Below are 21,134 nucleotides of genomic sequence, written 5' to 3'. Positions count from 1 at the left end.
ATTTTATTTTTGCCCCCGCTTACTTTATACAAAACATTTCCAATGAAAAACACCGACCATCGCTATGTGCGCTATTTAGCCGACATTTGCGCCGACAAAGGTATGCGGCACGCGGTGTTTTCGCCCGGCTCGCGCTGCGCCCCCTTAGTGATGGCTTTTCACCGCCACCCGCACATTCAGTGCCACGTCATCGTTGATGAACGCTGCGCCGCTTTTTATGCCTTGGGTATCGCACAGCAAACCCGCCAACCTGTCGCACTCATTTGCACCTCCGGCACTGCCACCCTCAATTATGCGCCAGCCCTCGCCGAAGCCTTCTATCAGGAAGTGCCTTTGCTCGTGCTTACCGCCGACCGACCTGCGGAGTGGATAGACCAAGCCGATATGCAGAGTATTCGCCAAGTGGGAGTATATGCCAACTATATAAGAAAAAGTTTTCAGCTGCCCCACCACTCTCCCCCGCAAGCCGATGATTTGTGGTATGCCTGCCGCCTGGTCAATGAAGCACTCAATGTGTCGCTGTATCCTACGGCGGCACCGGTGCATATCAATGTGCCTTTGCGCGAGCCGCTGTATGACGAAACCGACACCTCCACCGATAATTATATCCCCAAACGCATTGATTTGGAGGGCGGCGAGCGGGTGTTGCGCTTTCCGCAGCACGCTTATTTGTGGGATTTGTGGCACAACAGCCCAAAAAAAATGCTCCTCGCCGGACTGCTGCCGCCCGATGCCCGCCTGCTCAGATTATTACGCACCCTGCAACGCCGCGAAGATATGGTGCTGCTCTGCGAAAGCACTTCCAATTTGAATGATGATGCTTTTTTTAGCAATACCGACCGCCTCATTGATGGCTGCAATGAGCAGCAACAACAATATTTGCAGCCCGATTTGTTGGTATCTTTCGGCGGAATGATTGTATCTAAAAAAATAAAACAGTTTTTGCGCAAGCACCCCCCCAAACACCATATCCTGCTCCACGAAAACGCCGCCCATCACGATACTTTTCAGTTGCTCACACAAATTGTGGCAGTGCCGCCACAGGCGTTTTTTTCTTTTATATTAGAAGGCTCTAAAAAAATTTCCCGCACTGATGCCGCACAGCCCTATTATCATTTTTTTCAGCATATCAACCATCGCCACCGCCTCCGGCAGCAGCAATATTTAAAACAAATCCCTTTTTGTGATTTGAAAATTTTTGATGTTTTGTGGCAATACCTGCCCAAAAATGCGCTGCTCCAACTCGGCAACAGTACGCCGGTGCGCTATTCCAATATTTTCGGATTGCGGGGTCGGCAAATCGCTTACGGCAATCGCGGCGTGGGCGGTATTGATGGCACTACTTCTACGGCGGCAGGGGCTGCCATTGCTGATACGCAAGCGCGGCTCACCGTGCTGATAACCGGAGATTTGGCTTTTTTTTACGACAGCAACGCCCTTTGGAACGAGGAATTATCACCCAATTTGCGCATTATCCTCATCAATAACGGCGGCGGCAGTATTTTTCGTATTATTCCGGGTCCCGACCAATTGCCGCCCACCGAATTACAACGCTATTTTGACACGCCCCACCACCTCAATGCCGAACCTTTGGCGCAGTTGTATCATTTGGAATATGCCGCTTGCAGCAACGAAAAACAATTAAAGCAGGCTTTGCCTTCGTTTTTTGGAAAATCCGACAGGGCAAAAATTTTGGAAATAAAAAGTGATAAAGCATTGAGTGCTGAAGTATTGCGCAATTATTTTCGCTGTTTTCAGTAAAAAAATGTTTTTTAAAAATCTATCTTAAAAGTCCCATTATTGAAAATGGTGCTTTTGAGTTTTTTTCCAAAATCGTTCATAAAACTCACTTGGCGGTAGCGGCGATAAAATTTGGGAAAGAGGCGCACAAAATCGCCGGAGTAGGGTTTGGTGACGAGCCGCAAGCCAAAGCCCATACGCTGTACTTCGTTCATATCCAATTGCCACACTGCCAACTCTTCCAATATCTGCACCATATCACCTTTATTTTGCTTAAAATAGGAGGATACATATTTTTTGCCCTTCGCGGGGTTGGCAATGTTTAAGCCTTCGTGCATAGCTGCTACTAAACTTTGCGCCAGTGTGTCGAATTTGGCTTCGGGCGACAAATTTGCTGCCTGCGCCGCCTGACTGATGCGCTCGTGATGTGCCGCAAGCCGTTGGGCGCGCTTGGCATTGGAGCAGCCCGCCGCCGACAGCAATATACCGAAAAGAAAAATACAGATAAGAGAACGCATAATTCAAAAAGTGTCTTTTTTAGGATAAAAAACGTTGAATAATTCTTTCGCAAATGTGCATAAAATAATCTAAAAACTGCAAATATTTAACAAAAGAGCCTTCAATAATAGGGCATAAAAATAAAAAAACCGCCGCAGACAATCACTGCCTGACGACGGCTCCAAAAACAAGATACCAAAACAAAAAAGCAAAAATAAGTTGAACTCCTTATGTCTTTTATTCTCTACTTCACTTCACTATTCTTTCACATCTCATAAGGGATATTACAACTTATCGGCTTCATGTTGCAGGTTGTTGCTCAAGTAAAAACTCACCTTTTTTATAGAAAAAACACATCTGACTATTCAGGTTTTACACTTAATATTCCCATTGATTATGTTCGCGCTCATAAAGTTCGCGTTTGATGCGGTGCGACTCTTCAAGTGCATTTCTGCCCGTGGCATATTCGGCGATATTGCGGTCATATACATTGTCTTCTTTTACAATACGGCTGCCGAAATATCCCATATCCAAAAAATCAGCCCAGCTCAATATACTCTCTTCTCCATCGGGATTGGGAGCATCGTATTGCGCCAGCAAAGGACGAATGTCATCATAATACACCCAAAACAAAGCCTCCTGCCCGCGAATAACACCCGTTTCGTCAATCACCTCGCGAACAGGAGCAATGCCAATAATGCGTACATCTAAATTGGAATGTTTGCTTTCAAATACCCAATCTTCTTTCAAACGAAACTGCACAAAATCTTTCCATTGCAAATTGCGCTCGATGGGCTTCCAGTCGTATTCCTGCGTGGCAAAATTATACACCGCCACCGTATCAAATCCCGTAAAACGGTTTTGTAATTGCTCGCGCGAAGCGGCTTCGGTAAAAGTATCATCGGTAAAAATGCGCACTTCGGGGTGTTGCATCACCAAATCGTACATCAATTCGGCAAAGGGATAGTCGGCGTTGTTGAATCGTTTGTTGGTGGCAGCGCGCGTATCAATGCTGCGCCAAATGCGCTTGCTCCACAGCACGTCTGCTTCGCGGATATAAGGCTGTGGCAAAGGCACACCGCCGCGTTGCATATTTTTGCGGTAGCCGCCTTCTTCTATGCTCACCAAATGTCGCCAATTGAACGAAAACGGCGCAGGCGGAATATCAGTAGAAACTTCGTTCAGCGAAGCAATGAGTTCCGCATTATTTTGCGAATAATTTTGTGCAAAAGAATAATAAAACAGCGAAAAAATTCCCAATAATGCCAAGCAATACCATCTTAATAAGCGTCCCATAATTATTTGTTTTAATCCTGTTTTTGCTTTTTTGCAAAAAGGATATTTTTTATTCAGGGAAAAAAATAAATCTATAAAATGTGTAGAGCTTGTTTTATCAATAGGCTGAACGGGAATATTTTTATGTAATTGATGTAATAATAGTCTTCTAACGCTGCCGATTTTAAAATATTGTGCAGAGTATGATTTTTTTAGAAAAATTTTTTTATACTTTCATTTCTTCTTCATTGACCAAAAAATCTGCATCTACATCATTTTCGTGGTGCATCAGATTATTGAAAGCTTCGTGAATGGGCAAGTTTTCGTATAGAATACCGTGCAAATTGGCAATAATGGGCAAATCCAAATGATAATACCGCGACAGGCAGTGAGCTATTTTGGTCGTTTTTACGCCCTCCGCTACTTCGTCCATCGTTTCCAAAATATGGTGTAGCGTTTCGCCCTGCGACAAGCGATAGCCCACCGTAAAATTGCGGCTGCGGCTGCTGGAGCAGGTGGCAATTAAATCGCCAATGCCCGCTATGCCATAAAAAGCACTCGTTTTTGAACCCAATGCCCTCCCCAAACGCACCATTTCGCCCAAACCCCTGCTCATAATCATAGCACGGCTGTTTTCGCCCATTTGCATACCACTCAAAATACCCGATACAATGGCATAAATGTTTTTCAGCACGCCTGCCATCTCTACGCCCAACACATCGTGGCTGCCATATACCCTGAAGCGATTGCTGCGCAAAGTATTTTTTCCGTATTCAATCACTTCATCAAAACGGCTGCTGATGACGGTGGCGGCGGGTTGCCGTGCTGCCAGCTCGCCCGATAGATTAGGACCCGACAATGCGCCGATGCGCAATACTTCGCTTTCTTCCAAAATCACCTCGCTCATCGTGCGGATATTGCTGCGCGACAGAGTTTCGGCACTTGTCCAATCGTTGTTGTTGTCGGGTAGCACCACATGCAAGCCTTTTGTGCCGTGAATCAGTACATGGTAGGGGCGCAAAAAAGGGTCTATCTGGCGGATAAGCTCACGGAAGCCGCCCGAGTCCACCATTACATAAATGAGGGTGCAGCGTTGGCATACTTCTTCAGCAGAGATAGTAGCCTCAATACGCGGATGAATTGTTTGATTGCGGTGCAGCCGTTTATGCTGAATAGCATCAACTACTTCGGGGCGGCGTGCATACATCAATACCTGATGGTTATCTGCCAAGATATTGGCGATGGCTGTACCAAAACTGCCCGCCCCCAGCACACCTATAATTGAATTGGATAGCATATTTTTTAATAAAAATACTAATTACAACACAAAGAAAAAAAGATAAAAATTGCGCCTCTACACACACTCATCTAAGCCGTAGCCTTCCAAGCGGTTGTGATAAAAATACAGCAGGTTCATATCTTCGGTAAAAATATCGCCATCTTTGTTGCGGTTCACTACTTTTTGCGATGATAAATACCGATATTTTCTATGCCGTGTTGTACGATATATTCTATATTTTCATTAAAAGGGTGGCTCAGTTTTAATTTCTTTTCATCTGCCATTATTTTTAGTTTTGCCACCAAGCGTTCCATTACTTTTATAAATTGCTCGTAGGGAATGAGTGTGTCTTCTTCCGACAAGCGCAACAAGCCGAATAGATCCAAGCGGCGATGGCGTTTTTTCAAAATTTCAAAAATGGCAAAAGCAAGCAAGTGGCTCGTGAGTACGCGGTTTTCTTTATAAAAACGCTCTACGATTTTGTCGGCTAATATTTTGGTATATTCCGAATCGCGCTGATTATCCTCGGCAATTTGACCGTTGCTCATAAAGTATTCTTTTATTTCCACTTCTTTTCCGTTGCGGTCGATGCTGTTGCCCGCTTCATCTACATCATTTCCAAACAAATCCATCGGCTTGCCAAACGATAGCACTACTTTTGACTTTGCCGAAAATAATTTCCACACAAAAAAGCAAACTTTTGGCAATGCTCGGAAAGTGGTCTTTGGGCGGATAATAGCGTTCTTTGCCCACAGAGCGCAAGTGTTCGTCTATTAGCGAAGCGGCTTCAACACAAAATGATACGAAATGACCAAAGGTACTACGAAAATTTTTGCGGTTTTTCGGGGGCAGGATATTGCAAATTAAATCGCTGCGCATCAAATACTGTTCCGAGCAAACCCATTTTGAGGTCGTTTTCCAACTGCCCTGAGCGCGAGCGCGTGCCACCCGGAAAAAATAAAGTGTGGCAACCGCGCTGTATCGTCATACGCGAATACATTTTGAGGGTTTCCAAATAGAGGGAGTTCTTTTTGCGGCGGTCAATTTTATAAGCTCCCAGCCGGTTCATAAAATAATCAAAGCCGCGTGCATTGAACAAATTCAGCCCCGCACCATACAATAAGGCAGGTACACCAACGGCGTGTATTGCCCAACCCAATAAAATAGAATCCAAATTGCTGTGGTGGGTGGGTGTAAGAATTACCGTTCCTTTGGTGGTTAAATTGCGCAATTCTTCAATGTGCCCGCGCAGCAGGAGGCTGTCTTGAATGAGCAGGTCGTTGTTGAAAATACGCCGCAGGCTTCGTGCACCCGCTACATTGAGCAAACGGTTGAAAAACACAGGCAAAGCCCGCGCCGCAAAACGATAGGTGCTACGATTGAAGTGTCCGGCAATTTCTTCGGCGTAGCGGCTGATGATTTTGTGCAATAAGGCTTGTGTTTCGGGCGATACGCCGTTGATGTCGGCTTTTTTTTGAGCAATTACCGCCAATTGGTCTTTAATATCACGCCAAAATTCTTTTTCGTCGGGCGGGTCAATGCGCCAGGGTTTGGTGCGCAAACGAATGGTTTCCAAATAAGCGGCTTTGGCGATAATTTCCTCCAAAGGCATTTGAGATTTTACCGCATTGTCTATGATTCTCTTTTTGGTATTTTCTACCCATTGTGGGATAAAGTTGTCTAACTCTTGTGTGAGTTTATGAATTGGCCATTCGTTGATATTGGGCAATACTGGCTCTAAAATGCCCTGCGGTTGTAAATTTTCTCCTTTTTCAGCCATCTTAGGTGCTGTTTTAGCAGCGTGAAAGTAGAAAAACTATCGCAGGTAAGAAAGAAAAATAGGTTATTTTATAAAAATATCCTATTAAAACGCCATACGCGGGTTTTGGGGGGCAATAGAACGCAAAGCGTCAAAACTTCCGATGAGGCGCAGGCATTTAAAATTTTCGTATTCGGCATTCACAATAACTAATTCTTGATGGTTGGCATTTACGGAGCGATACAACACGCCCATTACTTTTCCGTGTTGGCGGCGGCTGTGCAAAGGCTGATAATTGGCATCGCGGAGGGTTTGTAATAATTCTACAAATAATTGCCCGCCGTTGAGGTTGGTATTATTGCGACTATACGACAATACATCAAGGCTTTTAGCCTGCGACAAAAAACTCCGCATAGAGGGGTCTTGAATATATTGTTGGCTTACTTTTGCGATATTTCCTTCGTAATGTGATGTGCTGAAACCTTGCTGGTGAGCGTATTTTTCAAAGAAAGTATCGGTATCTTTAGGCGATTCGGCTGCCATTATATACATCGTACCTAAAGAAATAAGTACTGAAAACAGAAATATACATATTTTTTTTATACATGATATTGCATAAGGTTTTGATTGTAAAAATCAATGCAACTAATACTTGTATAAAGTTACATCAAACTATTTTAGTAATAACGTTAAAATCTATTAAAAAATTTCAAAATGTTGTATTAAGACTAAAATTGTCTGAATTGTTTAATTTTTTTATACATTTTTGTTGCATATTTTGTATTGCTGCTGCTGTATAGTAGTGATTAAAGACCAAATAATTTTCGGGCATTTTGAGTGGTAATATGTGCGACTTCTTCTACGCTCACGCCTTTTATTTGTGCTAATTTTTCGGCTACCAAGCGTATATATGCAGATTCGTTGCGCTTGCCGCGATACGGCACCGGAGCTAAATATGGCGAGTCGGTTTCGAGTACCATCGCTTCTAAGGGCAAATGTAGAGTGTTTCTGCCAAGCCGCTGTTTTTGAAAGTGAGCACACCGCCGATGCCCAGATAAAAGTTGCCCAAAGATAATATCTGCTCGGCGGCGGCTACATCATCAACAAAACAATGGAAAATACCGCTTAGATGGCTGTCGGCGTGTTCCTTAATCAGCGAAAAGGTTTCGTTGAAGGCAGAGCGTGTGTGCAAAATCAAAGGTAAATGGTAGGTTTTTGCCCACTCCGCCTGTTGGTGTAAAGCGATTTGTTGCTGGGCAAAAAAAGTAGTGTCCCAATATAAATCAATGCCCGTTTCGCCGATACCCCAATAGCGGCGCACACCCGTTTTGAGTTCATTTTCAATGAGTGCTAATTCCTCTTTCCAGTTTTCTTTCACGGAGCAGGGTGCAAACCTATCATCGGCAGGCATATTTGCGGAAATTCATCGGCGAGGCGGTTCAGCGTCGAGTGTGCCGCTATCTACATTGGGCAAAAAACAATGCGATACGCCCGCTTCTGTGGCACGTTGTAGCACGGCTTGTATGGTGGTGGCGTTTTCTGAAAACTGCTCGCTGAATAAATGGGTGTGGGTATCTATGAGTTGCATAGTATGATGTATATAAAAACGAAATGCAAAGTTGAGAAAAAATTACAGTACGCCGAAAAAATCATTGCTCCACTCTGTTGATGTGTTTTGTTGTTTTTTTTTAATATTTTTTTAGAATAAAGACTCCAAAAAGATAAAAATACCGCTTTACAAACAGATTTATTGCAGGGGCGTAGGTGCTGTGAATAATATGTGATTACTTTTGACCGTCAAAAATCGTGCTTTAATTATACAACCTCCTTTTTTATCGTTTTATGATCACCAAATTTTTGCAATATGTATATGGTGTGTGTCGCTTTGCCGAAGGCAACTCGCTCTTGCTCGCCGTTAGCGGTGGCGTGGACTCTATGGTGTTGGCACATCTGTGCCACGAAGCCCGTCTGCCTTTTGCGGTGGCGCATTGCAATTTTCAGCTTCGTGCCGCCGACAGCGATGCCGATGCCGCCTTTGTGCAACAATGGGCACAGGCACGGGGTATTCCTTTTTTTACGGAAAACTACGACACTGCACTGCTGGCGCAGCAAGCCGGCGTTTCTATTCAGATGGAGGCGCGCCGCCTGCGATACAGCTTTTTTGAACGCCTGCGCCAACAACACGGCTACACTTTTGTAGCTACGGCGCATCATATCAACGATGCTGTTGAAACTTTGCTCATCAACCTCACCAAAGGCTGCGGAATCGGCGGCTTGCACGGCATTGCTCCCAAACAAGGGGCGGTGCTGCGCCCTTTGCTCGCTTTTACGCGCCAACAAATAGACACTTTTGCTCAGAAACAACAAATCGCTTTTCGTGAAGATGCCTCCAATGCCGAAGACAAATATATCCGCAATAAAATACGCCATCAGGTAGTGCCTACGCTGCAGCACATCAATCCGCAATTAGAACACACTTTTTGCCCATAATTTCCGCCGCTTTGCCGATGCCGAAATTTTGTATCGTCAGGCTATTGAGCAATACCGCAAAAACTGTTGCAGCCGCGCGGCAAAGACATTCGGATTCCGGTGCTGCTGCTGAAAAAAACACCCGCCGCCGCCACCGTTTTGTACGAACTCCTCCAACCCTACGGCTTCCACGCCGCCCAAAGCACCGACATCATCGCCCATTTGCAACACTCCGAAAGTAAACAATATTTTTCGGACAGCCACCGCTTGGTGCAAGAGCCTCGTTTTTTGTGGATTTTGGCAAAAAACACACAGGAAAGCGAGCGTTTTTAATAAAAAAAAAACAACAATGGCGGCTACAACTGCCCGATTTTGTGATGAACGGCAAAATAAAAACCGCCGCCACCACTACCATTAACACCAACTCGCGCTATGCTTTTTTAGATGCCGAAAAAATTGAATTCCCTTTGACGCTCCGCCGTTGGGAACAAGGTGATTATTTTTATCCTTTCGGTATGAAAAAACCAAAAAGCGATAAGGTGGGAAAAAAGAAACTGAGTAAATATTTTAAAGATGAAAAATGGACTTTGCTCCAGCGCGAACAGGTTTGGATATTGCAATATGCCGCCAAACGAGTTGTGTGGGTGGTGGGTGCACGCATTGACCAGCGTTTTGCCGTACATGAAAAGAGCAAAACTATTTTGCAATTGTATATTAAACATATCGCAGAGGTATAAGTCCAATGTATCTTTCGTGTTTAAAAATTCAACATTTTATCATCATTTTACACATAAAAAATGAAAAAAATATTATCTGTTGCCTTTGTTTTGTTCTTTGCCTGCACCACCTTTTTGCAGGCGCAAAACACTCCACAACCCGTTAAATGGACTTTTGAAAGCAAAAAAATCAGTGAAACCGAATATGATGTGGTGCTAAAAGCAACAATTGAAAAAGGTTGGTATTTGTACTCTCAATATTTGCAAGATGGCGGACCCGTACCTACAAGTATTCAGTTTAAAGAAGAAAAAGGTATTACTATTGCAGATAAAATTGAGGAAAAAGGACTTGCACCCAAATCGGGCTACGACGAGTTGTTTCAGATGGATATTACCAAATACGCCCAAGAAGTGACTTTTACGGCGCGTGTGAAACAGAAAAAAGCGGCTCCCGCAACATTGCAGGGTTCGGTGGAATTTATGACCTGCGACGATACCAAATGCTTGCCGCCCGACCAAGTGGATTTCTCTTTTGAGCTAAAATAAAGTTAGCACTTCGCCCTTCTTTTCTGTCAACTAATTTGCCAATTTTTGTCTGATAGTTTTTCATAGCCACGTTGCTTGATAAACTTCATAAATTCTGCGTTGTCTGTCGCTGGAAATTCAACTTGTATTTCGTCTGTGAGTTTTTTCAGAACCTTGTCGCCAATTGAATTTGCAAACTTTCCTCGTAATGCTCTTTCATACCAAGTCAATAGGTCTGTTTCTGTTACGATACTTTGAATTTTAGATTTCCAACCGATTTGATTTAAAACTGAAACAATTATTTTCTGTTCCGTGTCTTTGCAAACGATTACAATTCTGTCTGCCGAAACAGAAGAAAACAATATTTTCTGCAAGTTCTTCTGTCAATGATAAATGTTTGATTTGAATTGCAAGTCCGAAATTTGCCCACATATCAAGTCCTCTGTCGGCTGCATTTGTAACACCAACACGATTAATTCTTGCTTTAAGTTTAATGCTCGTCTGTTTGGTTGAGAGTTGAATTACTCGGTTTGCAAAGTCTTCAAACTCTTTCAAAATGTCTGATTTTGCTGGATTTAAACTTACTTCAACTGATACTTCTAATGCTTCAACTAATGCAGAAAACAAAGAGTAAACAACAATTTCATAGATTTTATCAATACTTCTTCTTAGTCCTGGTTCATTCCAAAACATCGCAAGAAATTCATTCAAGTTGAAGTTTGTTTTATCGTGTGTCAAACAGTAATCTAAACCTGTTGACATTTGAGAAAATCGTTGAGCAAATTTTTGGTAAATGTATGCTTCAACTATTCCGTTTTTACTTCTGTTTTCTTTTCCAAGTTCTGCTAATACCTTTGGTGGAATTGCGTTATCGTTGAAAATGTCGTCTTGATAACGAGCCGAAGAAGTTGAGGTCCGTCCTAAAAATTTGATACAAATAACGTCTCTCCATTTCTTTGATATAGTGCGATAAGTGGATAAATCAGAAAGATTTATATCTTTTTCTGTTCTGTCACGGTGTAATATTTCTGCTACTTGAATTGGCTTGTAAAGGTGAACCCTTGCTTTGTCAATTACTTTATCCAACGATTGCTTTGCGTCTTTTATACTCATTTGTGGGTTCTAATAATGTTAATTGAATTGTTTCCTTAATCGCTTCCTTTTGATTTTTCATTGCGTTCATCATTTCACCTGCGATTGCTTCAATGACTGGAACAGAAACTGAATTACCTGCTACTTTTCGTGCTTGTGAATAAGGAATATTTATTTTAAAAGTATCTGGAAAACCTTGTAGTCTCAACATTTCTCTATCCGTTAGTCTTCTTTCTCCATTTACTACAAGATAGTTGTAACTTCCACCTGCTCGTAATGCACAAGAATAAGGTAATGCTGAAATATTTCCTCCAATGTTTTCGTGCCATATAGACGGAAAGGGCGGAACGCCCTTTACCGCATTTTTTCTTTTTTCTCTTAGTTGGTCTGAAAGAAAATAACTCTGAGGAATTTCATCGTCTTTTTGTAAAACTTCTGACAATGGTTTGTAATAGCCAAGCGGTTTTGGAAACTTAAAATATATTGGGTCTCTGAAACCAATGATATATATTCTCTCTCTTTGTGGAACTCCAAAGTCAAGCGAATTAAAAACTTTGTGATAAACCGTATACCCAAGTCCTTTAAGTTTTTCTAAAATAACAGCAAAGGTTTGTCCATTGTCGTGTGTTGTAAGCCTTTTTACATTTTCAAGTAAAAATGCTTGTGGCTTTTTTGCATCTAAAATTGCTTCGATATTGAAAAATAAAGTTCCTCTTGTGTCCGCAAAACCAAGTCCTTTACCTGCAATGCTAAAAGGTTGACAAGGAAATCCTGCTAATAAAATGTCGTGGTCAGGAATGTCGTGAGGTGCAATTTCGTTAATGTCGCCAAACGGTCTGTCGCCAAAATTCGCCTCATACATATCTTGGGCTGCTTTGTCCCACTCGGAAGAAAAGACTGTCTCACAGCCGTGAGCCTCAAAACCAAGTCTGATACCTCCGATACCTGCAAAAAGGTCTATTGTTTTATATTTTTTTGCCATTCAAATCTGTCTTTATTTATTCAGCACAAAGTTAGCCAAAAAAGATGTTTTAATTTTCATTTATGGCGGTTAGTTGTCAAGTGTCATTTTCTGCACTGTCGTGGTTTTTCAGGGTTGTGCCTAACGCCATTATTTATCAGGAAAATACTTTGTCGTATAAATCGCGCACTGTGCTTACTTGTATAATTTCTAAAGCACCGTTTTTCGGTATTCCTTTAAAATGGCTCGATACAAATATTTTTCTAAAACCTAATTTCTCCGCTTCTGCCAATCGCTGCTCAATGCGCGTAACACTGCGTACCTCCCCCGATAAGCCCACTTCGCCGCTAAAACAAGTGCGCGGCGGCAAAGGTATATCTTCGTAAGACGACAACAAAGATGCTATCACCGACAAATCAATAGCGGGGTCGTCTACTTTTAAGCCGCCTGCAATGTTGATAAAAGCATCTTTATCGCCCAATTTAAAACCGCACCGTTTATCCAATACCGCCAACAACATATGTAAACGCCGCAAATCAAAACCGGGTAGTGGAGCGTTGCGGTGCCATATACGGCGCGGCTCACCAAAGCCTGTGTTTCAATAAGCAAAGGTCGCTTGCCCCTCCATCGTGGCGGCAATGCTGATGCCGCTGAGTTCGGTGTCGTGCTGCGAAATCAACAATTCTGAAGGGTTGCTCACTTGTCGCAAACCTTCTTGTTTCATTTCATAAATGCCGATTTCGGCAGTAGAGCCAAAACGATTTTTAAATGTGCGCAACAAACGATAACTGTGGTGCTGGTCGCCTTCGAAATGCAGCACCGCATCTACGATATGCTCCAGCAATTTGGGACCAGCAATGGAGCCGTCTTTGGTAATATGCCCGATAATAAACACCGAAATTCCCGATTCCTTGGCAAAACGCTGCAAAATACCCGCACATTCGCGGATTTGAGAGATGCTGCCCGCCGTAGCTTTGATGTCGTTGCTTTGTAAGGTTTGAATGGAGTCGATAATGAGCAAAGTAGGCGATACTGTTTTTACGGCATTGAGAATTTGCTCTTACTATGGTTTCGGTAAACAAAAACAGCGGTCGTTGCTGATACCCAAGCGGTCGGCACGCATTTTTATTTGTTGCTCGCTCCTCGCCCGACACATATAAAATAGTTTCTTGGCAAATGTACGGCGGTTTGCAGCAGCAGCGTAGATTTTCCGATGCTGGTTCGCCGGCAATGAGTACCAATGAACCGGGTACAATGCCGCCGCCCAATACCCGATTCAGTTCGGCATCTTGTGTGCAAACGCGGCTGCACCTGCACCGAAATATCCGTTAAACTCACCGGCCAGGTTTGTCGGTATGATTGCGCCAAGTGCCTTTGCCGCCGCCCGAAGCACCGCCTTTGTCCACTACTTCCTCCACATAAGTATTCCACTCGCCGCAAGCCGGACATTTCCCTATCCATTTTGCGGCTTCTGCACCACAGTTTCTACAAAAAAAGGCGGTTTTCGTTTTTGCCATTTTAAAAATTCTATAAAAAATTGATGCTGAATTTATTGTAAGTCAAAACGCACCAAATCTACAAACTGATGCAAACGTTGCTGAATGTCGGTGGGTGTGAGCTCCAAAAGACGTTCGGGTCCGAATTTCTCTACACAAAATGAAGCCATAGCCGAACCGTGAATAACTGCGCGGCGCAAATTATCAAAAGAGGTGTCGTTGATGCTTGTTGCATATCCCATCAAGCCGCCTGCAAATGTATCACCTGCACCAGTGGGGTCAAATACTTCTGCCAAAGGCAAACCGAAGCATAAACATCTCTTCTTTGCTGAATAATAAAGCTCCGATGTTCGCCTTTTTGATTACTAAATAGTGGGGACCCATTTCGTTTAAAATACGGCGTGCTGCTTTGAGTAAAGAATATTTCGCCCGAAAGTTGACGCGCTTCTTCGTCATTGATAGTGAGCAAATCTATGCGTTTTAATACTTTATGCAATGGCTCTAAGGTATATTCATCCAAAAGTTCATCGTGTCCATCATAATAAATTTCGGACGCTCGTTCATTTGGTCTAATACCTGAATTTGCAAGGTAGGGTCAATGTTGCCCAACATCAAATATTCGGCATTGCGATAGCTTTCGGGTAATACAGGGTCAAAATCTGCCAACACGTTCAGGTCGGTAATGAGGGTGTCGCGCCCGTTCATATCCTGATGATAACGCCCACTCCAAAAAAAGATTTTTCACCTTTTTATCTGAATTCCTTCGCTGCTGATATTGCGGCGGGCAAATTCATTGAGCATATCCTGCGAAAATCATCACCAATGACGGAAACAATACTGCAAGGATTGTAAAAGTTGGAAGCCGATAAACTTATAAAAGTAGCAGAGCCGCCCACTACTTTATCTATTTTGGCAAAAGGTGTTTCGATGGCATCAAAGGCTACAGTGCCTACAATAATTAAACTCATTTTTTGTGTTTTTTTGCAAAGATATTGCAAGTTTAAAAAACACACACTATCTTTGCACCGCTTATTAAGAAATTAATACAGCAATTTTCCTCAGTAGCTCAGTCGGTTAGAGCATCTGACTGTTAATCAGAGGGTCACTGGTTCAAGTCCAGTCTGGGGAGCTAAAAAGCGCAAGTCGTATAAAAACGTGCTTGCGCTTTTTTGTTTTTTTATGCTTGATGTGCCGCCATTAAATAAGCTAATGCCTGTGCTGCTTCGCCTTGCGCGATGAGGTGTTTGGCGGCTTCGTGGTATTGGCGGATACCGTAAAAGCGGCAGTTTTCAATTGGGCAGCGGCGATGTCGGCAGCAGCCGGAAAAGCAGTAAGTGCCGCTAACTTTCCAATATCGTTGCCACTAAGCACCTCACTCAACCGCACGGCAGCAGGCAACTGGTCGGCACCAATGCCGATGGCTTGACGGGGCTGCGCCAACGAAAAACCGCTTCGCCCGAAGCACGGCAAAAAATTGCCGCCCATACGCGCCATTAAATCTATTTTTGCGGGTCAATGCGGCGTTGTTCGTTCAGTACGGCTTCGTTGATGTGCATACGCACAATTTCGCAGATGATTAAATTACCTGCTCCGCCTTCGTTGCCCAGCGCAATTATATCATTTACTTTACATTCCATTTGTACCGGCGATTCTTTTACACGAAACGGCTTCACCTATATCCGAAGCCAGCGGTGTGAGTCCGGGCTTTTTTCAAATTCGCTGATGCCCTGCTCATACCTCTAACTCGCCACCGCCATTTGATATACAAAAGCGTAGCTGACCACATTGACTACCACTTCGCGGGTGCTTTCTATATTGTGCAGGGTGTCTTTGGTGCTGTTGTCGCGCACGCGGCGATTGGAAGAAAATACCAAAATCGGCGGTTTGGAACTGAAGCAGTTGAAGAAACTGTAAGGTGCTAAATTTGGTGTGCCATCGCTGTTGAGGGTGCTGGCAAAGCAAATAGGGCGCGGTGATACCGCTCCGAGCAGGTACTGATGAAAATCGGCGGTTTTAAGCTCGTGGGGATAAAAAGAATATATATTTTCCATAACAACAAAGGTGCGAAGCCGACTTTAATATGCCAAATAAAAGAAATGTTTTTTTTATAAAAAAACCACTTTGCAACGGCAGAGTCGCAAAGTGGTACCTTTTACAAATAACACAAACAAAAAAATAACAATGATACTATTTTTTAATATTTTTCTTCATTAGGGTTGGAGGTGTTTGATAAAAAGCGTTCCATTGCTTCGTAAAATTCCAAAGCGATTCTCTCTCATTATGAAAACCGTGTCCTTCATTTTCTTACAATATACTCTACATCTACGCCGCGCTTGCGCAATGCTTCTACCATTTGGTCGCTTTCGGCTTTGTTTACACGCGGGTCTTTTGCGCCCTGTGCCACGAGCAAAGGTGCTTTTATTTGGTCGGCATGTAATGCCGGCGATACTTTTGCCAAGCGTTCTTTATCTTTTTCGGGGTCGCCGACCATTTCATAAAACATATCGCGGAAAGGCTCCCAATAAGGCGGAATGGTATTCATAAACGTAAACATATTGGAAACACCCACATAATCTACTCCGCAAGCGTATAAATCGGGCGTAAATGTAAGCCCCGCCAACGTAGCGTAGCCGCCGTAGTTGCCACCATAAATGGCGATGCGTTTGGGGTCGGCAATGCCTTGCTCTATGAGCCCATTTTACGCCATCGGTGATGTCGTTCCTGCATTTTCAGCCCCCACTGGTCAAAAGAGGCTTCCAAAATTTGCGCCCATAGCCGTAGAGCCTCTGAAATTGATTTGCAGCACCGCATAGCCGCGATTGGCTAAAAACTGTACTTCGGGATTGAAACCCCATTGGTCGCGTGCCCACGGACCGCCGTGCGGGTTGATGACAACAGGCAGGTTTTTGGGAGCTTTTCCCAAAGGCAGTGTCAGGTAGCCGTTAATAGTCAGACCATCGCGCGAAGTGAATACAATGGGGTTCATTGATGTCATGTCTTCTTCTTTGAGCCAAGGGTTGCGGTCGGCAATTTTTTTGAGGTCGCTGGTATTAGCGTTATACAAGTAGTAGCCGCCTATATTGCGGTCGTTATAAATGCGCACCACCATCACATCTTCCTGACGACTTGTAGAGCCAATATATACTTCGTAGCCTTTTAATTGCTTGCGCAAATCTTCGTACAGGTTGCGTGTTTTGTCGTCTAAAAATGGATTTCGTCTTTCCATGTGGTGTAGTTTACGGTGGTGAGCACTTTGCGTATTTTGAATAATCCATGCTGCTCACGTCCACGTCTTTGTGGTCAAAAATGAGTTTGAGTTCTTTCCACTGCGCGGGTCTATTTCTACTATTGCTGTTTTGTCGCGCCCGATGTTGGAGGCGGCGTATAAACTTTTTATTGTCAAAAGTAAAAACAAAGGAGCAAGGTTTTCTTTGAAATTTGTAGTGGGTATTTTTAAAAGGTTCTCCTTCTTTTCGCGATAAAGCAGGGTGTTGTTTACGCCATCGGTGGCATTGGCAACGCGAATATTGCCGTCGGTCGGTGAGCCACGAGGTGATGTTTCCAGGGTTTTCGGCTACCATTTTCATATCGCCGCGGCGGTATTGAGACGATATACATCATAGATTTGCGGATTGCGTTTGTTCATACCCACTAATACATCGGTGGCGTTTTCCTCCAGATCGTCTATGAGTTCTACACGCACGCCTTCAAAAGGGGTGAGGTCTTTTTCATCTTTTCCGTCTGTTGTCACCGAAAATAAATGAAAATTTTCATCGCCGCCGAAATCACGAACATACAAGATTTTGTCGTTGCTTTTCCAAGCGTAGCCGCGTAATATCGCGGTCTTTGAGCGAGGTTACTTCTTATTGGTTCGCCGCCGTCTATTTTTGAACATATAACATTCTAATCATACGGTCTTCCCAAGGCTGCGTAAAAGCAAGCATTTTACCATTGGGCGATAATCATGTAAAATAGGATTTTTCCGGGAATTATGGTTGCGGAAAAAAATCTTAAAGGAACTTTGTTTTGTGCCATTATGTGAAAACTGAATAAACACATCAAAGTTGCGAATTGTAAAAATTTATGAGCAAAAATGTTCTGATTTTTTTATAAGATAAAATGTTTTAATCGGGATAATTATTGCAAAAATAAGGAATTAGCAGCAGACTGATAAAAGTGATTATTTGGGTATTGATTATGTGTAAAAAAAGGAACTGCCATTGTAATTTTTTTGTTACTTTATTATAGATAAGTAAAATACAAAATGTTATGGTATTTCATGATTGATTTTTTGATAAAAATGTGACAAGGTCCCTTGAGTCAAAACCGATAGCTTTAATACTTTTCCGCGCAGTGTTGATAATCAAAATTGGTTTGCTTCCGCCCTCCTCGCCCCAGGCCAATCAAGCCATATTGATTCGTACCACCTCTGCGTATTCCGTGCCCTAATTTGTTTTTAACGTTTGGGAATGAATAAATAAATGTAGGGCTTAAACGCATTTGGTATTGTAAATTTTATATTATGTATCGCAAATTCTTATCAAGTAGCTACAGACGTTAATTTTGTGCAAATTGTTATAGACAACAATGCTGTATATAACGACTTTTGCATATCAGCGGGTACTTACAAGGCAATACTTCGCTTATTACTGGCGGGAGTGCAGGCCTTGGGTAATGATGAAATGGAAGTTTTTGGAGCTGTGGTAGTTTTCATTTTACTACTGGCACCCATATATTGAGTGTAAGCTTAAATGATGCCTATGTTCAGGTTTCTTCAATCCGCTTCAACCAAGGCTTCAGATACTATTTCCAATTGCGGTATATGCATTCGCTTTACACGATATGAATGATATTTCCAGGTGTTCCGCTTTGCAGCACCGCAAAGAAGGCGGTAAATATTATACAATTTTGATGTTGTGCTTGCCCTGTTTGGTGCCACAAGAGTGTGTTGTGGTTATTGATGTACAGCAGTTGCTCAAAACTATGTGCGCGATAAATTATACTGTTTGATTGTATTATAAGTGGTAGCGAGTGTCTTTTTTATAATACGCGTAGTGCTATCGCCCAATGGTGGCAGGCAGGGCCAGCATCTTTTTTACATCTTGCGCACCGCGATAGCGTATGCTGCTGGGTCCCGAAGCATCGGCGTTTATGCTTTCTTCGGCATATACCTGAGCAGAGCAAGCTCCTGATGCATCTACGCTGACTGTTTTTGCTTTTAGGTCGTAGGCTTTCAGTTTGCAAGCACCACTCAAATCGTAATCGGCTTTATTTACCATACCGTGCAATTCAATGTTCGCTGCGCCTGAAACATTTACATCTAAGTTGTTGCTGCTGACCTCTATGGTGCTTTCAGATGCTCCCGTAAAATGAAACGCTATATCCTCTTCCTCAAATCCTTTTACGCGACTCACCGTAGCTCCTGATGTTTCAAAGATTTTAAATGTGGCATACGAATAATAATTTTGGTGGCTGAACGACTTTTCCAATCGAAGTTGTCCCAATCAAAATTAATACTCCAGTCGTTTTTGTCTTTGTTTATCAAAAGTGTAGAGCCGCTTTGCGATATTTCTACATCCTTTTTTCCTTCGCCCTGAATGATTACACTGTATTCATCGGCTCGCTCAATATTTACGTCATAAAAACCACTCAATTCTACTTCATCAAAATCTTTAAAATCTTCTACTCTGCCGCCACCGCTTATTGTTCCTGAATTGTTATCAGTATTATTATTGTTGTTATTATCAACAGTTATTCCTTTGCAGTTGGCGGTGCAAACAAGTCCTTCTTTTTGCATCGTCCATGTTTTATTTGCCATTTCCCAATCGTAAGTGTTGCTTACATTATCAATATAGTACAACATATTGCCCATATTTTCGTCAAAAATCAATGTTGTGCCTTCAGGAACACGCAATACCAAACGCACCGACTGCCCTTTAATTTTATCGGTTGGATGAACAGTAAAATAGGGTTTGATGGTAATCACAGAATCCTGAACCTCGTATTGATGAACAATGCGGGAGGCTATTTCGCGGGCATCTTTGCGGGTAGCTCCGCGCGAGGTATATACTTTGTGCAATTCCAAACGTCCATTATCACTTTTTTCAATATCTATGCGTACATCGTCACCATAATCAGGTCGCCGTCTGCCGCCCAATCTCCCATTTCAGGTTTTTCATACGGTCTTCTATATCTTCGTAGGGCTGGTGAGAATCAGATTTCAGATGTAGCGTATTGCCTGCTATGGATAAGGGTGCTTTCTTCAAAAGAAGCTGAATGGCGGTACTGATTTGCGATAGAAGTGCCTACCCACCCTGCTCCCAATAATGCAAACAGCCAAGCAATGCCCATCCTAACCATATTTTTTTGCGGTTGTGAAAATCAAAATTAAATATCCAGCGTGCCAACAACAAAGCTAACCATATCAAAGGCAGAAAAACTACCAACAATAAACTTATCCACCCGACTATCAACATAAAAGGTGAATCAATGATATAGTTTTTTAAAAAATTAAAACTTATCATTCCGCCGATAATACTCGCCATTAATAATACAAACAGTGTGAATGCCAATACAATGCCCGTAAAACCACTCAACCATTTTATTAATTTAATAATTAAGGCTGCTATTATTTGTACTATATCAGTAATGATGTTGCCCACGCGCCGAACCGCCGAACCGGCTTGGTTGGCGTTCAGATTGTTCTGAATGTCGCTCCAATTGTCTTTTACGGTTTTTTCAATATTCGCAATATTGATGCTTTCGCCACGCATCGCCAGCTTATCGGCGGCAGTACGAGCAGGTGGTATCACCACCAAAAGCACGATATATATCAAAAATACACCGCCACCCGACAAGAAAAACAACAATAATACTATCAGACGCAGCCACAGCGGGTCGGCTATACCGAAATAAGCACTTATTCCCGAACACACACCGCCGATTTTTTTGTCGTCTTCGTTCCGAAAAAGACGCTTCGCTTGCTGCCTTGATGATGATGATGAAGTAAAAGCTGCCGCCGCACTTGTGTAACCCAAGCCCATAATATCTATCATATTGCTTACCTGCGAGTTGGTAATCACCTGAGTACCTTCTTTTTTGAGCCTATCTGTAAACATTTCAGCTACGCGCGCTTCTATATCGCCCATAATTTCATCGCTGCCCTCTTGATTTACAAAATGCTTGCGCAAAGTTTCAAAATAATTTTGAAGCAAATCGTGGGCTTCTTCTGTAATATGAAATACTACACCGCCAATGTTGATACTGATGGTTTTGTCCATAATATATAGGTTCTTTTTTTTTGAATGTTTTTTAAAAAGGAATA

At 42.8% G+C, this 21,134-nt stretch carries 20 protein-coding genes, 1 tRNA gene and 5 pseudogenes; 7 read left to right on the top strand and 19 right to left on the bottom strand.

Features of this window, described 5'->3' with window-relative positions:
* Positions 1-42: 42 nt before the first annotated feature.
* Positions 43-1,761, top strand: a complete 1,719-nt coding sequence (gene menD, locus IPL35_12430) for a 2-succinyl-5-enolpyruvyl-6-hydroxy-3-cyclohexene-1-carboxylic-acid synthase (protein ID MBK8444162.1) — start codon at positions 43-45, stop codon at positions 1,759-1,761.
* 11 nt (positions 1,762-1,772) lie between these two features.
* Here the strand turns inward: menD and IPL35_12425 are convergent, their stop codons facing one another.
* The 7 genes and pseudogenes from IPL35_12425 to IPL35_12395 all read right to left on the bottom strand — a co-directional run bounded on the left by IPL35_12425 (position 1,773) and on the right by IPL35_12395 (position 8,139).
* On the bottom strand, positions 1,773-2,258 hold the full coding sequence (locus IPL35_12425) for a hypothetical protein (protein ID MBK8444161.1): 486 nt from the start codon (positions 2,256-2,258) through the stop codon (positions 1,773-1,775).
* Between the two features lie 358 nt (positions 2,259-2,616).
* Positions 2,617-3,534 carry a gliding motility protein GldN gene (gldN, locus tag IPL35_12420; GenBank protein MBK8444160.1) on the bottom strand — a complete coding sequence of 306 codons (918 nt, stop codon included), beginning with the start codon at positions 3,532-3,534 and terminating at the stop codon, positions 2,617-2,619.
* A gap of 205 nt (positions 3,535-3,739) precedes the next feature.
* Entirely contained in the window at positions 3,740-4,810 is a 1,071-nt protein-coding gene (locus IPL35_12415) for an NAD(P)-dependent glycerol-3-phosphate dehydrogenase (protein MBK8444159.1), read from the bottom strand.
* 158 nt (positions 4,811-4,968) lie between these two features.
* The gene (locus IPL35_12410; protein ID MBK8444158.1) at positions 4,969-5,478 is read right to left on the bottom strand and encodes a hypothetical protein; all 510 of its coding nucleotides are present in this window, start codon (positions 5,476-5,478) and stop codon (positions 4,969-4,971) included.
* Between the two features lie 134 nt (positions 5,479-5,612).
* Positions 5,613-6,572: a 1-acyl-sn-glycerol-3-phosphate acyltransferase gene (locus tag IPL35_12405; protein ID MBK8444157.1), complete on the bottom strand. Its 960-nt coding sequence runs from the start codon at positions 6,570-6,572 to the stop codon at positions 5,613-5,615.
* A gap of 84 nt (positions 6,573-6,656) precedes the next feature.
* Complete coding sequence (locus IPL35_12400; protein MBK8444156.1) at positions 6,657-7,103, bottom strand: DUF4252 domain-containing protein; 447 nt, start codon at positions 7,101-7,103, stop codon at positions 6,657-6,659.
* Between the two features lie 254 nt (positions 7,104-7,357).
* Positions 7,358-8,139 (bottom strand): annotated as a pseudogene (locus tag IPL35_12395) (TatD family hydrolase).
* A gap of 254 nt (positions 8,140-8,393) precedes the next feature.
* Here IPL35_12395 and tilS point away from each other — a divergent pair.
* From tilS to IPL35_12375, 4 genes are all read left to right on the top strand, one after another.
* Entirely contained in the window at positions 8,394-9,041 is a 648-nt protein-coding gene (tilS, locus tag IPL35_12390) for a tRNA lysidine(34) synthetase TilS (protein ID MBK8444155.1), read from the top strand.
* Between the two features lie 66 nt (positions 9,042-9,107).
* The gene (locus IPL35_12385) at positions 9,108-9,353 is read left to right on the top strand and encodes a hypothetical protein (protein ID MBK8444154.1); all 246 of its coding nucleotides are present in this window, start codon (positions 9,108-9,110) and stop codon (positions 9,351-9,353) included.
* A 44-nt stretch (positions 9,354-9,397) separates the two neighbouring features.
* Positions 9,398-9,757: a hypothetical protein gene (locus tag IPL35_12380; protein ID MBK8444153.1), complete on the top strand. Its 360-nt coding sequence runs from the start codon at positions 9,398-9,400 to the stop codon at positions 9,755-9,757.
* A 60-nt stretch (positions 9,758-9,817) separates the two neighbouring features.
* Complete coding sequence (locus tag IPL35_12375) at positions 9,818-10,282, top strand: sugar transporter (GenBank protein MBK8444152.1); 465 nt, start codon at positions 9,818-9,820, stop codon at positions 10,280-10,282.
* Between the two features lie 26 nt (positions 10,283-10,308).
* Here IPL35_12375 and IPL35_12370 read toward each other — a convergent pair.
* From IPL35_12370 to IPL35_12355, 4 genes and pseudogenes are all read right to left on the bottom strand, one after another.
* Positions 10,309-11,374, bottom strand: a pseudogene (locus tag IPL35_12370) (HaeII family restriction endonuclease).
* Positions 11,340-12,335, bottom strand: coding sequence for a DNA cytosine methyltransferase (locus IPL35_12365; GenBank protein ID MBK8444151.1), 996 nt, complete (start codon positions 12,333-12,335; stop codon positions 11,340-11,342). The pseudogene IPL35_12370 and the gene IPL35_12365 overlap by 35 nt, the downstream one beginning before the upstream one ends.
* 136 nt (positions 12,336-12,471) lie before the next feature.
* Positions 12,472-13,831 (bottom strand): annotated as a pseudogene (gene radA, locus IPL35_12360) (DNA repair protein RadA).
* A 32-nt stretch (positions 13,832-13,863) separates the two neighbouring features.
* Positions 13,864-14,778 (bottom strand): annotated as a pseudogene (locus tag IPL35_12355) (sugar kinase).
* A gap of 87 nt (positions 14,779-14,865) precedes the next feature.
* On the opposite strand from IPL35_12355, the gene IPL35_12350 reads away from it, so the two are divergent.
* A tRNA-Asn gene (locus IPL35_12350) sits at positions 14,866-14,939 on the top strand.
* A 77-nt stretch (positions 14,940-15,016) separates the two neighbouring features.
* On the opposite strand, the pseudogene IPL35_12345 reads toward IPL35_12350, so the two are convergent.
* The 5 genes and pseudogenes from IPL35_12345 to IPL35_12325 all read right to left on the bottom strand — a co-directional run bounded on the left by IPL35_12345 (position 15,017) and on the right by IPL35_12325 (position 17,609).
* Positions 15,017-15,861, bottom strand: a pseudogene (locus IPL35_12345) (flavin reductase family protein).
* Between the two features lie 245 nt (positions 15,862-16,106).
* Positions 16,107-16,499, bottom strand: coding sequence for a prolyl oligopeptidase family serine peptidase (locus tag IPL35_12340; protein ID MBK8444150.1), 393 nt, complete (start codon positions 16,497-16,499; stop codon positions 16,107-16,109).
* A gap of 54 nt (positions 16,500-16,553) precedes the next feature.
* On the bottom strand, positions 16,554-17,036 hold the full coding sequence (locus IPL35_12335; GenBank protein MBK8444149.1) for a prolyl oligopeptidase family serine peptidase: 483 nt from the start codon (positions 17,034-17,036) through the stop codon (positions 16,554-16,556).
* 10 nt (positions 17,037-17,046) lie between these two features.
* On the bottom strand, positions 17,047-17,397 hold the full coding sequence (locus tag IPL35_12330) for a hypothetical protein (GenBank protein ID MBK8444148.1): 351 nt from the start codon (positions 17,395-17,397) through the stop codon (positions 17,047-17,049).
* Positions 17,394-17,609, bottom strand: a complete 216-nt coding sequence (locus IPL35_12325) for a hypothetical protein (GenBank protein ID MBK8444147.1) — start codon at positions 17,607-17,609, stop codon at positions 17,394-17,396. Before IPL35_12325 ends, IPL35_12330 begins: the two co-directional genes overlap by 4 nt.
* A gap of 1,043 nt (positions 17,610-18,652) precedes the next feature.
* On the opposite strand from IPL35_12325, the gene IPL35_12320 reads away from it, so the two are divergent.
* Complete coding sequence (locus IPL35_12320) at positions 18,653-18,820, top strand: hypothetical protein (GenBank protein ID MBK8444146.1); 168 nt, start codon at positions 18,653-18,655, stop codon at positions 18,818-18,820.
* 47 nt (positions 18,821-18,867) lie between these two features.
* Here the strand turns inward: IPL35_12320 and IPL35_12315 are convergent, their stop codons facing one another.
* The 3 genes from IPL35_12315 to IPL35_12305 all read right to left on the bottom strand — a co-directional run bounded on the left by IPL35_12315 (position 18,868) and on the right by IPL35_12305 (position 21,090).
* Positions 18,868-19,299: a DUF2807 domain-containing protein gene (locus tag IPL35_12315; GenBank protein MBK8444145.1), complete on the bottom strand. Its 432-nt coding sequence runs from the start codon at positions 19,297-19,299 to the stop codon at positions 18,868-18,870.
* Positions 19,221-19,967: a DUF2807 domain-containing protein gene (locus tag IPL35_12310; protein ID MBK8444144.1), complete on the bottom strand. Its 747-nt coding sequence runs from the start codon at positions 19,965-19,967 to the stop codon at positions 19,221-19,223. The genes IPL35_12315 and IPL35_12310 overlap by 79 nt, the downstream gene beginning before the upstream one ends.
* 148 nt (positions 19,968-20,115) lie before the next feature.
* The gene (locus IPL35_12305) at positions 20,116-21,090 is read right to left on the bottom strand and encodes a PspC domain-containing protein (GenBank protein MBK8444143.1); all 975 of its coding nucleotides are present in this window, start codon (positions 21,088-21,090) and stop codon (positions 20,116-20,118) included.
* Positions 21,091-21,134 lie beyond the last annotated feature (44 nt).

The sequence above is a fragment of the Sphingobacteriales bacterium genome, from assembly GCA_016711285.1.
Lineage (GTDB): Bacteria > Bacteroidota > Bacteroidia > Chitinophagales > UBA2359 > JADJTG01.
This window is presented reverse-complemented; position numbering and strand designations above follow the sequence as displayed.